Source organism: Labilibaculum antarcticum, from assembly GCF_002356295.1.
In the GTDB taxonomy this organism is placed as follows: Bacteria; Bacteroidota; Bacteroidia; order Bacteroidales; family Marinifilaceae; genus Labilibaculum; species Labilibaculum antarcticum.
On sequence record NZ_AP018042.1, the window covers coordinates 2,108,466 to 2,123,015 of the forward strand.

The 14,550-nt window shown below is 36.3% G+C and carries 11 protein-coding genes; 7 read left to right on the forward strand and 4 right to left on the reverse strand.

The window, feature by feature from the left end; all coding sequences use genetic code 11:
* Positions 1–149 precede the first annotated feature (149 nt).
* From ALGA_RS08240 to ALGA_RS08255, 4 genes are all read left to right on the forward strand, one after another.
* Positions 150–2,912: a DUF3352 domain-containing protein gene (locus tag ALGA_RS08240; protein WP_096428870.1), complete on the forward strand. Its 2,763-nt coding sequence runs from the start codon at positions 150–152 to the stop codon at positions 2,910–2,912.
* Positions 2,913–3,072: 160 nt separating this feature from the next.
* Positions 3,073–4,731: a hypothetical protein gene (locus ALGA_RS08245; protein ID WP_096428871.1), complete on the forward strand. Its 1,659-nt coding sequence runs from the start codon at positions 3,073–3,075 to the stop codon at positions 4,729–4,731.
* Positions 4,732–4,751: 20 nt separating this feature from the next.
* Positions 4,752–6,224 (forward strand): DUF5723 family protein, encoded by a 1,473-nt coding sequence (locus ALGA_RS08250; protein WP_145957590.1) that lies wholly within the window; start codon positions 4,752–4,754, stop codon positions 6,222–6,224.
* A 99-nt stretch (positions 6,225–6,323) separates the two neighbouring features.
* The gene (locus tag ALGA_RS08255) at positions 6,324–6,722 is read left to right on the forward strand and encodes a hypothetical protein (protein ID WP_145957591.1); all 399 of its coding nucleotides are present in this window, start codon (positions 6,324–6,326) and stop codon (positions 6,720–6,722) included.
* Between the two features lie 546 nt (positions 6,723–7,268).
* On the opposite strand, the gene ALGA_RS23460 is transcribed toward ALGA_RS08255, so the two are convergent.
* From ALGA_RS23460 to ALGA_RS08280, 4 genes are all read right to left on the reverse strand, one after another.
* Positions 7,269–7,394, reverse strand: a complete 126-nt coding sequence (locus ALGA_RS23460; protein ID WP_262496472.1) for a hypothetical protein — start codon at positions 7,392–7,394, stop codon at positions 7,269–7,271.
* A gap of 304 nt (positions 7,395–7,698) precedes the next feature.
* Positions 7,699–9,093 (reverse strand): hypothetical protein, encoded by a 1,395-nt coding sequence (locus ALGA_RS08270; RefSeq protein ID WP_162845409.1) that lies wholly within the window; start codon positions 9,091–9,093, stop codon positions 7,699–7,701.
* Between the two features lie 146 nt (positions 9,094–9,239).
* Positions 9,240–9,602 carry a hypothetical protein gene (locus ALGA_RS08275; RefSeq protein ID WP_096428877.1) on the reverse strand — a complete coding sequence of 121 codons (363 nt, stop codon included), beginning with the start codon at positions 9,600–9,602 and terminating at the stop codon, positions 9,240–9,242.
* Between the two features lie 2 nt (positions 9,603–9,604).
* Complete coding sequence (locus tag ALGA_RS08280) at positions 9,605–10,558, reverse strand: hypothetical protein (RefSeq protein WP_096428878.1); 954 nt, start codon at positions 10,556–10,558, stop codon at positions 9,605–9,607.
* A gap of 316 nt (positions 10,559–10,874) precedes the next feature.
* On the opposite strand from ALGA_RS08280, the gene ALGA_RS08285 reads away from it, so the two are divergent.
* The 3 genes from ALGA_RS08285 to ALGA_RS08300 all read left to right on the forward strand — a co-directional run bounded on the left by ALGA_RS08285 (position 10,875) and on the right by ALGA_RS08300 (position 14,461).
* Positions 10,875–11,123 (forward strand): DUF4834 family protein, encoded by a 249-nt coding sequence (locus ALGA_RS08285; protein ID WP_096428879.1) that lies wholly within the window; start codon positions 10,875–10,877, stop codon positions 11,121–11,123.
* Positions 11,124–11,288: 165 nt separating this feature from the next.
* Complete coding sequence (locus ALGA_RS08290; protein WP_096428880.1) at positions 11,289–12,842, forward strand: glycine--tRNA ligase; 1,554 nt, start codon at positions 11,289–11,291, stop codon at positions 12,840–12,842.
* A gap of 818 nt (positions 12,843–13,660) precedes the next feature.
* Entirely contained in the window at positions 13,661–14,461 is an 801-nt protein-coding gene (locus ALGA_RS08300; protein ID WP_096428882.1) for a carbon-nitrogen hydrolase family protein, read from the forward strand.
* The last annotated feature ends 89 nt before the right edge of the window (positions 14,462–14,550 follow it).

The window sequence follows — 14,550 nt, forward strand, 5'->3', positions numbered from 1 at the left end:
TTCAAAGTAAATACCTCAACAATAGTTGGGGTATTTTTTTGATCAATTAAGGCCTAAATATTGTTGCAAAGATATCCAACACATAATTTTTTAAACAATCGATAAATTGCTATTTTTGGTCAATTACAATTCCACGCAATTTCCTGACCATGCTGAAAAAAATATTAACCTCTCTGCTAATTCTTTTGCTCCTGACCATTATCGTTTTAGGCTATCTGTTTCTTCAAAAACAGCAAGAATACAAAGAAATTGATCCGTTCTCAGCAGTACCGGTTAATTCGGAAATGATTATACAATTTGAGAGCTTAGAAGATTTAATCACCAAATTGGAAAACAATACCGGTGCCTGGAAAGAGCTAAGTAAGTTCGATGGAATTGCAAGCATCAACAAAAACCTTCAATTTTTAGATAGCCTGATCAGTAATTTCGATTCTGAAGGCACTTTTTCTTTGGATCGATCATTTACCATGGCGAGTCACCTGCAAGGTAAAAATGAAATTGAATATTTATACATCCTTCCCATCACTGATTATCTGGAAGAAAAGAAAATTAAAAATGCGATTTTTAATTGGGTGGAGCTTGACTCGGAAGTTTCGGAACGGGAATACCAGAACTCAACACTCTATAGCATTCCTCCTAAAAATCCGAAGGGAAAAGGAATTCATTTTGTATTTTCAGATGGACTGTTTATTGCCAGCAGATCGATGCTGCTTGTAGAAAACTCCTTACTTCAGCTGAGCACCGAAAATTCCATTACCAAAACAAAGGGTTTTGAACAGATTCGCAGAACCATAGGAAAAAATGTTGATGCAAATATCTTCTTAAATCTAAAAACCTTTCCCAAACAGGTTTCCCTAAACCTGAATCAAGATCACAGCAAATTTATTAGAAACTTTACAAATTTTGCAAACTGGACTGAGCTAGATCTTAGTTTTAGGAATAGAATCGTATTGCTAAACGGATTTACTTACAGCGATCCGCAGCAAGGCAATCTGCTGAACCTGTTTCTTCAGCAAGAGCCAGTAAAAATGGAAATGGAATCGATGATTCCATCGAGCACCAGCATTTTAACCATACTTGGTATTGATGACGCCCTTTTGCACAAAGGAAAATACCGCAAGTATCTCGATCAAATGGGGCTGTTATCCGAATATCTTAAAAACATTAGCGAGGTAAAAAGAAAGACTGGCGTAAATTATGAAGACGCAATCTATTCCATTATCCATAACGAAGTTGGCTTGGCTTTTACCGAAGACCTAAGAAGCAAACGTTTCACGATAATACGTACTAAAAGTGCGAGTATTGCCAAAGAAAAAATGCTGGAAATGATTACTGGCAATGCAAAAAAAGAACAACGAACCCTTTCCTACTACACATACACTTATCAACTCGATAAAGAAACCAGCTTCGATATTTTCAAAATGCCTGAAGATCAACTTCCGGAAAAGCTTTTTGGATCTTTCTTTGCCGGCGCCTCATCGGCTTATCTTACTTTTATCGACAACTACATGATTCTGGGCCCCGATATCAGCTCACTGTCCGAGTTTATTGAAGAATCGGTTTTAGGCAAAACCCTAAACACGAATCAATCCTATATGGAAAATAAAGAATTCCTGTCCAACAAGGCGAACTTTTATTTTTATGCATCAACACCAAGAGCAAATTCCTTTATTTCAGGATTTTTAAATTCTGATTTGCGAAAGCAAATTAAAGATCACAAGCAAAGTGTAAACAAATTTCAGGCAGTGGGTTTACAGCTAAGTGCAAATAGGAATCTGATTTACAACAACTTGTTTATCGAATACGATCCGGTATTAGAGCTGGCTCCCAGAACAGAGTGGGAATCACGATTGGATACCTGCTTTGCTCACAAGCCATATCTGGTTGTAAATCATTACACAAAAGAGAATGAAATTTTGGTTCAGGATATCAACAATGAGCTGCATCTTTTGAATCCATCAGGACGTGTTTTATGGAAAAAGCCTATGGAATCGCAAATTGTTGGCAAAGTTCACCAGGTTGATATTTATGGAAACGGGAAGCTTCAATATCTTTTTGCCACTAAAAACAAACTCCATTTGGTTGACAGGAATGGTGATAAGGTAGGGAATTATCCAATCAAATTAAAAGCCGAAGCCATACAAGGAGTTTCGATATTCGATTACGACAACAACAAAGATTATCGGTTTTTTATTCCTTGCAAGGATAAAAATATTTATGCCTACACCAAAGAAGGCAAGACACTTACGGGTTGGAATCCTGCGAAATCTGAAAACGAAATTAACTGTGAAATTCAGCATTTTAGGGTAAAAAACAGAGACTATCTTGTTTATGCAGATAAATACCGGGTTTATATCTTAAACCGTCGTGGCGAAGAAAGAGTCAGGTTAAAAGACCAGTTTTCAAAATCGACAAACAATACTTTCTATTTGGAAAACGCTGTTGGCAACACCGAAGCCAGACTGGTTACCACCGATGTAAACGGAATCATCTACTACTGCTATTTCGACGGAAAAGTTGAAAAGAAAACATTTACAGAACTTTCCGATAAGCACTTCTTTGTAGCTGCGGATATTGATAGCGATGGTAAAAATGAATATCTGTTTGCGGATTACAATATTCTTAGAGTTTTTGATGCCTCGGGACAACAAACCCTCGATAAAAAATTCGATTCCAACATTAGCTTCCCCCCTAATATTTACAGCTTCTCGCGAAGGGATATTGAAATTGGAATTTGTCTTGAAGATGAGAATAAGATCTTCCTGATTGATAAAGAAGGCAATAAGCATGAAGGATTTCCACTAAAAGGAAATACGGAGTTCTCAATTGGTTTCTCCAAAACCGGCGATAAGTCATTTAATCTTTACGTTGGAGATAACCGAAACTTCCTGCTCAACTATTCCGTACAATAAGCACTTTGGCCTATAATAAAAGCTTGTTTATGTACCAAGACAAATAGCTTGCGAAAACTATTTGTTTTTTAATTTTAAATAAAAGAGCATTGTAACAGTAGGGTTTTACCTGCTTTTTTCGGTACAAGCGGTATAATAATGTCTATTAAATAATTCAAATATGATGCTTAAATTAAAATCCCTTATTCCCTTATTCCTTTCATGCGTTCTTGTTATTTCTACTCAATCCTGTTTTGATGGTGACGACTACGATTTTGATAAACTTTCGGAGAAGGTTGATTGGACACCCAATATGATTGTTCCGGTTGGTTACGGAACCTATTCTTTGTGGTATTTACTGAATCAACATGAGGCAAATCCTGCCGATCAGACGTTGGTTTTGGATGCTGAAGGCATGTTGCACATCAAATACATGGAAGAAGATATTTTTTCTTACAATGTTGATGAAGTTCTAAACTTTCCAGATCAATCCGCAATAGATCTATCTTATTCTCTTCCAAACATTAGTGTTGGTGTTCCCCATGGTTCGCTGCCTGAAACAAACCCACAAACAGATCAGATTCAAATCATCACCGGCAATTCGGGTGTACTGCTTTACGAACTAGACCTAAATACCGACATCAGATTTGTTTTATCGAATCCGCTAAACACAACTGTAGAACTTTTTGTTTCGATTCCTAACGGAACAGCAGGAGGAACACCTGTTAGTGAGAAGTTTACGCTAACGGCCAATGAAACAAATCACGTTGAAACCTTAAATCTTGCAAATCTAAATTTACTTTTCAATACACCACACACCACCAATAATGATCTGGACATCACTTTTGATGTTAACATTTTAGATAATGGAGGTCTCATCACCAGTACTGGTGATTTGGGAATAGAGCTAACCTTTCAAAACATAGATTTCCTATTGGCTCAAGGCGATTTTGGGAATCAAAACATTACTTTGGATGCTGGAAACTTTGACATGAATGTCGACTTTTGGGATGATATTGAAGGTGATTACCTGTTTGCTGACCCGCGTATTAATCTTTACATGGAAAACTCGGTGGGTATTCCCTTTCAAATTAATGCTGATATAACCGGTTATGCAACAGATGGAACTATGGCATCTTTAAACCCTATACCTGAGGCACAATTCCAAAATCCACCATCAACCATTTCCGAAGTAAACATTGGAGTTAAGGACACACTTACCTACGACAAAAACAACTCCGATATTGTTGCCTTAATGGCTTTGCCACCATCCGACAGATTGGAATATTTTGGAAGCATAGCCTTAAATCCGGTAGGAGCCATTGCTCCAACCCCAACAGCACCAAATATCATCAGCAACAGTTCTGCTATTAATGTAGATATTGAAATTGATGTGCCTTTGGATTTTACAGCTACAAATCTGGTGCTGAGAGATACAGTGAACGATATTGACATTAGCGATGCTGATAAAATTATGAATGCAGCCGTTGTTATCGTTACTGAAAATGGATATCCCCTTAACGTAAGCATTAATAAAATTTACTTTACTGATGCAGCTTACAATGTAATTGATTCCATTTCGGACAATCAAGTAATTGATGCGGCAGAAGTGTTTACCTCCGGCGATCAAATGGGCGAAGTTGATCCTGCCTTGGTAACAGAGGTCGAGCATCAAATACAACTAACGCAAAGTCAGATTGAAAATTTAAACCTGACCAAAAACCTAATTATAAATGCTGGCGTGAGTACAGAAAATGGCGGCGTTGCGGTAAAACTAAAGGGTGATTACGAACTCAAATTCACTATTTCTGTTCAGGCTCAAATCGATCTTAATAACTAAGCACCATCAGACACTTCACTATGATTAAATTGATATACAAAACATTTATGGCAGGATTGGTATTCCTGTTTCTATCTCTTTCGGTTTCAGCCCAAAAAATGAACAACACCTTGTATTTAATGCAAAATGTTCCTCAGTCAAATCAGTTGAATCCTGCTATTCAGCCCGAATGCAAAGTTTTCGTGGGTTTTCCGGCGCTGAGTTCTATTTACCTGAACTACAGCAACAGCAGCTTTGGCTACAATGATATTATTACAGATGGCACAGGAATCAGAAAAGATTCTTTGGTTGTTAACATCAACAGCTTTCACGATGCATTGCAAACAACCAATTTTGTATCGCAGCAATTCGAACTGACTCTTTTCGCATTGGGAATACGTGCAAAAGATTACTTTTTCACTCTTGATGTGATTGAAAAAGAAGATTCCCGATTCAGTTTCGATCAGGAAATGGTTACATTTTTAAAAGACGGTAACTACCCTTTTAGAGGCAGAACTGCGAATTGGGGCGGGCTAGGATTGGATGCCAGTTACTATCATGAAGTAGCCTTGGGCGTATCGAAAAAAATAAACGACAAATGGACGGTAGGTATCAAAGGAAAAATGCTTTTCGGTATTGCCAATATGCACATGGAAGATTCCGATATGTCTGTTTTTACTTCGGCTTCGGGTAACGAAATTGTTTTAAATTCGGAACACCACCTTCGTGTTTCCATGCCAATTGATCAGGTTGGTTTAGATTCTGATGGATATGTTAATGACATTAACATGGATGGTGATGCTTACAATGCCGATTTCTTCGCTAATACCGATAACAAAGGTTTTGCTGTCGATTTAGGTATGACATATCAAATGGATGATAAAACCCGCTTATACGCCAGTATATTGGATATTGGATCGATTAACTGGAAAACAGATGGTCATGAATTTTCTCAAAAAGGTTCATTTACCTGGACAGGTGCTGATTGGTCACAATCGGGAAATTCAAATGACCCAAACTACAGAGAAATTGAAGATGTATTTGAAGATTTAACAGACTCAATTGTTGACGAATTTCGTGTAGAAAATAGAATAGGTTCCTACAAAGTGGCTTTGCCTACCAAAATTTATTTCGGAGGAACACACGATCTTAACAAAAGAGTAAATGTAGGAGCGTTAAGCCGTACCGAAATTTTTAATGGTAAAGTTCAATCCTCATTAACCTTTTCGGCCAACGCCCGTTTTTTCAAAAATCTAAGCACTACATTAAGTTACTCGGTGGTAAACAATTCGTACAACAACATTGGCTTTGGTTTGGCAACCAAATTGGGACCCACCCAATTTTATGTGGTTAGCGACAATGTAATGGCGGCCATTAAACCAAACACTGCTCACCTAGCAAATATTCGTTTCGGAATAAACTTTTTGTTTGGTTGTAAGGATAAAACGAAGAAAAAAGACTCTTGCTCTTTCGTGGATCAAGTTAATAACAAGAAGAAGCCATTGTACAAGTAATAAAAACGATTTTTTAGCTCCATAACGGAGAGTTTACATCAATTTGAATTCGAGACTGCCTTGCGGGGCGGTCTTTTTTTTTGATCTTGATCCACTTGCATGATGGATTGGTGTGTTTGTAGCGTGGATCAATGCACTCTGGCGGTGGATCAGTTCGTTTCTGCAATGGATCAGTCCGTTTTTGATGTAGAGCAAGGCACTCACGGCATGGAAAAGTCCGATTCTGAAATGGATCACTGCACTCACGACGTGGATCAGTCCGTTTCTGCTGTAGAACAAGGCACTCGCGGCGTGGATCAGTCCGTTTCTGCCATGGATCACTGCACTCGCGACGTAGATCAGTCCGTTTCTGCCATGGATCACTGCACTCTGGCGATGGATCAGTCCGTTTTTGCCAGAAAAAATGGACCTGCAAGGGAAAAAAGCCAGCTACCAATACAAAGCCCCAAAAAGCAAATACAGAAGGACAGCAAAAAAAAAGTCCCTTTTGGTAAATGATTAGCAAGTGCTTTTAAATCTGTAGGATTGATGAAATTGTTCGATAATTGGGATTCCATTTTTATAATAAAAATGGATATCAAAAACTAAAAGCATCTATAAATGCCCATCAAATCGATAATCTGCTATTAATAAAACTACCAAAAACAGAAAAATTGAACTTATAATATAAATAGAAACATATTTATTCCAATGCTGATAGCTATCACCTGCCCTATCGAAATCTTCAAATACTTCTTTATAATATCCTCCTCTATATAAAACTAGATAGTTCAAAATTGCTAATATTCCCATTAAAACGAGAACGTAGTATTTGTTTCCTAAAAGCAAAAAAGGATAGGAAAAATCAACTACCACTAGAATTGAAAATATATTTAGAGACAACAATACCACCGATCCCAAAAAGAAAATAAAGAAGGCATGCTGTCTCCTTTTCTTTCATGAAATTTATAAATTCTATAATTCAAATAATAGTACCAAATCATTTTCTATAGCTTAGGCTTCATTCAAAACGTCATTTTCTGTTCTGTTTTCGGAAAATTTCAACTACTTCATTCTCTGCTCTATTTTATTCTGCTTCTCTAACAGATTCTTCTCACGGCTTTTTGTTGCTACCCAAGCCATAAATAGAAATACGAATACTATAAAAACACCTACTAGTATTGAAGCCATTTTATTCTTTTGACTACAATATATTTCATAATATTTTTCCTGTCTTTTACTACCAAAAAGAAAATAAAAGGTGTTAAATAAAATGATAGTCCCTCCTAAAACAATCATAAATACAGGATTAAACCTATATATGTGAGAGATATAATATTGATAAGTTCCAACAAGGGATAGAATAAAGAAAATTATAATTAAGGAGAAAAATCCAACCGCAAAAATATTAATCTGCGGGTCTCTACTAAACCTTTTATAAACTGATAAAATTGTAAAGTATATATAACGATAAATTGACATTGGTTATTTGTTTTTATTTATTTTCCTCAATTATTTTTTCCGAATCTTTGTTCTCTTTTGGATTCTCATTATTAACCAAAATTCCATTTACAAAGTAGCTATCCCCATCTTTCAAACTTGTTAAATTGTAAGTTTTAACAACTCCTTTTTGTTGCAAAATAGAAATTATTTTAACTCGATTAATCTTACCTTTTTTATAAACCAAACATTCATCTCCAATTTCAAGTTTTGCTGTTGATAAGCCATACCTCTTATTTGACTGTATCGGATTAAAAGAACACCATCCTTTATCTTTAACAAAATAAGGGTGATCTTGTGTGTTGGTATTTCTTGTTTTATTTGAAAATGTGATCTGTATCAAATTATCATGCATTGGTGCATCAACTTTTAAAACCTCCACTTTAATAACCTTCTCATTTAAAAAATCATATGAAAGAACAATATCTCCAACAGAAATTAATTCAATAGCTTTTAATGAATCATTTCCCATAGTTACCTTTGTTCCTTCAGCAAAACAAAGTCCTCCTCGATAAAAGAAATCACTATTTACATGTTCCCAATCACCACCTGATCCAAAATCTTTATTTTTTTGAATTTCATAATCCTTAACAGCTTGCTCAAACTCAGGACTAGTAACAATGGAATAAACTCCAGAAACCAGAAGACCTGGAGCTCCCATAAATCCAACAACACCAAAAAACATATCGGAACCATATTTAGCTCCACTAATATCTCCATTCATATAATTATACGTGGATAAGCCCAAACTAAAAATGCCACTAGTAAAACCAGTCCAATAAAGGATACCTCTTGCTGATTGAAGATACTTACTACCTTTCATTAACGAGCCACTTCTCAAATTCTTTGCAATTGAACCTTCACGCATCAAACTAGCGTCATTATATCGAATTGGCCTAAATGTTTTCAATTTACGATTCAATTGTATTTCAGCTCCTCCGGTAATAAATGAAAGCCCTGTTGCAACATCTGAAGTTCCAATACCACCCCCAACCATTTGGTCATCAGCACCAATCGTTGAAGAAGTATTATAAGACTTTTCCTCTGAAGATTCCATTCCTGGTTCATCCAAAGACTCCACGGTTAGAGAGCTATCCTCTTGTAAAATAAGACAGGAACCTTCCGGTAAATGTTTAGCAAGTGCTTTTAAATCTGTAGGATTGGCAAAGTAATTAGAAAGTTGGTACTCCATTCTGCCATTAAAATCTACAGTTGCCCGTAATTCCAAAATCATTTCGGGTGCTTCTATTATCATCGGTTTTACCGGCGGATAATGGTGAATGGCAACTCGTACGCTTACACCTCGATCGGAAACATTGGTTTCGCTGCTGTAACTTATTGGCTGAACAGGAAAACCCATTACCCGATCGATATTTAGATAGGTATGCATATGGTGAACATACTGCTGCATTTTGTAATTGAGCTCCGATTGAAACAAGTTTCGCGGGTTTACAGTAGGTCTTGTACACTACCTTTTGGTAGCTTCCTGAGCAGATTGTATGCTCCGGCCAAGCTCTTGCTAGTATCATCGGATAATTATATTACTAAGAAAAATGGTAAAGCTACACCTAGCAACCAAAATAATATTGAAAATATCACATCTTGTATTGACCTTTTCTCAAATACCCAAGCTGTGTTTTCAGGGTCTCTTTTATAAATTTTTTTGAAGAGAAGATAGAATACCCTAAAAATAACAAAAGAAACAATAGGCATTCTTAAAAATACAAGCATTTTAGGGTTCCCGCAGTTTACTCCTATCAGTAAAAAGGAAAGACCAAACAACAAAATACTATAAATAAGTATAGCCAAAAACGAAACCCCAAAACCAAATAACCATTTAATTTTATACATAAATAGCCAGGCAATACTTAATCCCACCAATATAAAAATATAATCCATTATTAATCAAAATAATTGTAAACATCATCAAAAACTCCATAGCTATCTGCAACACCAAGACCTATTGAAATAAGAGGCCCTACAAATGGTATAAAAGCAGTACCTGTTATTACAGCAGAACCTGCTAATCTTGCATAATCATTACCCGACATATCACTATTAGCAAACTGATATCCTGCAGTTGCAACACTAAGTACCGTAATCCCCCTACCAACTACTTTTAAACCTGTAGCCATTTTGGTAGCATTCATCTGACTTACACGCGTCAGTACCTTTGCACTTCGTACTTTTCCATTTACCCTCTGTCCATATTTAACGATATGGTCACCGTATTCATAACTTTGCCCTAATCCGCTAACCATACCGCTACCAATAGCTATATTTGCTAAAATAGAAGGATCTACATTCAGATCGGTTTCCTCTCCTGTCCTAGAATAATTTGAATCAGAAAACCCTTCTGGAAATCCAATACTTGGCTCTTCAGCCTCAACACTTAACGAACCATCTTCCAATAAAATTAGACAAGCACCTTCCGGCAAATGTTTAGCAAGTGCCTCTAAGTCTGTCGGATTGGCAAAGTAATTGGAAAATTGGTATTCCATTCGGCCATTTGAATCTACTGTTGCCCGTAATTCCAAAATCATTTCGGGTGCTTCTATTATCATCGGTTTTACCGGTGGATAATGGTGAATGGCAACTCGTACGCTTACACCCCGATCGGAAACATTGGTTTCGCTACTGTAATTGGTTGGTTGAATGGGAAAACCCAGCACCCGATCGATATTTAGATAGGAATGCATGTGGTGAACATACTGCTGCATTTTGTAATTGAGCTCCGATTGAAACAAGTTTCGCGGGTTTACATTTGGGCTTGTACATTGCCTTTTGGCAGCTTCCTGAGCAGACTGTATGCTCCGGCCAAGCTCTTGTATGGTATTGTGAAGTTTGTTATCCATTAGTTATAAAATGTTACACTAAACTATCTACTCATCTAATATCTTAAGCAAAAACTATTTAATAGTTCCAAATTTATGAAAAACACAACCAACAAACAAAATATTTATCAATTAGATTATAAAGATGCACAATAACTAAATTTTAGTTAACAAAACCGCAGCTTGCGTTAGGGATTGCAGGGGAAACCCCACAGCGAAGAATGAGCGAGGAGTTGCAACGAAAAGCCCGCCCAAAGGGAACGCCCAAAAAGCAAATGCCGTAGAACAGTAAAAAAAAAAATGAAATGCTTATATTTGCCTTTCAAAAGAAAAGAATATGGCATTTATAAAATTTATAATCATAGCTGTTGGGATCTACTATCTACTAAAGTGGACCATTAGAGCAATTTTTCCATTTTTGGTGAAGAAAACCTTCGACAAAATGCAGGAAAAAGCGAATCAACAACAGGGGCAACAAAGCAAAAAAGAAGGTGAAGTAACCATCGAGAAACCATCGGGAAAAACAGGTGATCCGCACAAAAAAGATGTGGGCGACTATGTTGATTACGAAGAAGTGGATGACTAAATTGGTTGAATTACTTGATCGTTAAAAACCCAATTGGCTCAACTGTTAATTGGCTTTTTTTTGTACTTTTGCATCCTGCTTATCATTTGTGCTTCTTGATTTTAACGAGAAACACTCAGGATATCAAAAACCAAAATTTTTAACAAACCTCAAAATATAAGTTTTATGGCTCAGGAAGATGTTTTCAAAAAACTGGTAGCTCATTGTAAAGAATACGGATTCGTGTTTCAATCATCGGAGATTTACGATGGATTGAGTGCCGTATATGATTATGCACAGTTGGGAGTTGAATTGAAAAACAACATTAAAAAATACTGGTGGGATTCAATGGTAAAACTACACGAAAATGTAGTGGGGATTGATTCTGCTATTTTTATGCATCCTACCATTTGGAAAGCTTCGGGCCACGTTGATGCTTTTAACGATCCGTTGATTGATAACAAAGATTCGAAAAAACGCTACAGAGCTGATGTTTTAATTGAGGATTTGATGGCCAAGTTCGAAGGTAAAATGGACAAGGAAGTTGAGAAGGCGAAGAAGAAATTTGGAGATAATTTCGACGAAGATCAGTTTCGTGCAACCAATACCCGTGTGTTGGCCAACAAAGAGAAAATGGATGCAGTACATGCTCGTTTTGTAGCTGCTTTAGATAAAAATGATTTGGCTGAATTGAAGCAAATCATTGTTGATAATGAAATTGCCTGTCCTGTTTCGGGATCTAAAAATTGGACTGATGTTCGTCAGTTTAACTTAATGTTCTCAACCGATATGGGTTCTACTGCCGAAGGAAGCAATAAAATTTATCTTCGTCCGGAAACTGCACAAGGTATTTTCGTTAATTACCTGAACGTTCAGAAAACGGGTCGCATGAAGATTCCTTTCGGAATTGCTCAAATCGGAAAAGCCTTCCGTAACGAGATTGTTGCCCGTCAGTTTATTTTCCGCATGCGTGAATTTGAACAAATGGAGCTTCAGTTCTTTGTTCGTCCAGGTGATGAAATGAAATGGTTCGATGCTTGGAAAAAAACCCGCATGAGCTGGCACAAGTCCCTTGGTTTTGGCAAAGAAAAATACCGTTTTCACGATCATGATAAATTGGCTCATTATGCCAATGCGGCTACCGATATTGAATTTAAATTTCCATTCGGATTTAAAGAGGTAGAAGGAATTCACTCCCGTACCGATTTTGATTTAAGTCAGCATCAGGAATTTTCGGGTAAGAAAATTCAATATTTCGATCCTGAATTGAACAAGAGCTATGTTCCTTATGTAGTTGAGACTTCGATTGGATTAGATCGTATGTTTTTGCAGATCATGTCGGAAGCCTACCAGGAAGAAAAAATTGAAAAAGAAGATGGTAAAGTTGACGAGCGTATTGTTCTTAGATTGCCTCTTGCTTTGGCTCCGGTTAAGCTTTGTGTGATGCCATTGTTGAAAAAAGACGGTCTACCTGATAAAGCCCGTACAATCCTCAACAACCTGAAATTCGATTTCAATTGTCAGTACGATGAGAAAGACTCAATTGGTAAGCGTTACCGTCGTCAGGATGCAATTGGTACTCCTTTCTGTGTAACTGTTGATCATCAATCTTTAGAAGACAATACGGTTACCATTCGTCATCGCGACAGCATGGCACAAGAGCGTGTTGAGATCTCTAAATTGTATGATATCATTGAAGCAGAAGTAAGCATGAAAAAATTATTCAAGAAATTGAAATAGGATTTTCTTACAGATATACGATGGCCATTCTTTAATAAGGATGGCCATTTTTTTGTAGTAAAGCCTAACAATCAATAACGGATCAGTTACAAAAGTTGAGTCTGAGATTTAAATTAGCTATTTTTTAGCTTTTAATTTTAAACTTCTGAATAGCTGAAACGATAATGCCTTATCACACTTATTATTAACCAACGACACCCCTAACTATTTTAATATTGTTGATCATCAAACTGTGAATAGATCCTAATTAATTATTCTATCCGCATTTAAAATACTAACAGTAAACAACATATTATTAATTAATAATTGCATTATACATGTAATTAGCTTTCATTTGTATTGACTGAAGTTAAACCCCTTTTATTTAACATTCAAACAATCCGATTTGAAAACAAACATTGTAAAACTGATAACAATTGCCACGGGACTAACAGCCTCCTATCACTTTAATAAAGAGATCGTTGATGAATATTTAAAATTTGATCACTTCATTTATGATGTACTAATAAACTTTGTATTTTTTATTGTTTTTGTAATCATTCTGAATTCCTTCTTTTCATTTTTAACGAGAAAAAAAATAAAAAGATGAAAACTAACAAGTCCCGATTCCAAAGTTAGCATGCTAAAATTATTTTGGCTTTTGAGATAGATCGATAAGATGTTAGTCCCGATAGCATTCAGGACGAAACATCTATAATTTAATGAAACAGATTCTTCGACCAGCTAAGAATGAAAATAAGATTGAACTTTTCAAATACCCTATTAAGAAATGAGGTATTCTGATTTGTATTATCTTTAAACATCAAATACCCAAAACCATGGCAAAACTCAAATTCGCAGGCATACAAATCAATACTATTGATGCAAAAAATACACAAGACAAAGACAGCAACCTGAATCATGCTGTTAAATTAATCAATGAGCTCGAACCCGTTGATTTAATTGTATTGCCTGAACTTTTTACTTGCGGCTATTCCCGAGAAACATTTGAGAATCTGAAAGACTTGGCAGAAGATGAAAAAGGAAAGAGTTTTGTGATTTTTTCCAAACTGGCAATGGAAAGAAATTGCCACATCTGTTTTGGTTTTCCTGATAAAAAGAATGGCAAATATTACATTTCACAAGCCGTAATCAATCCTAGAGGAAAAGTGGAAGTCATTTATTCCAAACAGCATATGGCTCAGTTCGGAAACTCGATGGAAAAAGATTTCTTCGAGCGTGGTGATGAAACGGTCAGCTTCGAAATAAAAGGGATCAAGATCGGTATCATGATTTGCTACGACATGCGTTTTCCAGAACTAACACGAGAAATGGCTCTTGAGCACAAGATCGATTTCTTACTTCACCCGGTTGCTTTTTCGAAAGACAACAGTTTTCCCAGCTGGCCTCATTTTATAATCACCAGAGCGCTTGAGAATCAAATTTATCTGCTTAGTCTAAATCGGGCTGGTGAAGAATACGGCAACTCCATGTTTTGTCCGCCTTGGATTGATTACAGCACCTCGCCTACAATTCTCACCAATAAAGAAGAGGTGATTACCGGTGAAATTGATACAGATTTAATTCAAAAAGTACGTGAAGAATATCGATTTAGGGAGGACAGGAAAAACAATTATTAATGATGAATTCAGAATTATAAGTTGATGTAATCCCCTAGGAATTCAATATTCATCAGTAGGAAATTCTAATTGTTAGTTTCTCATTCATA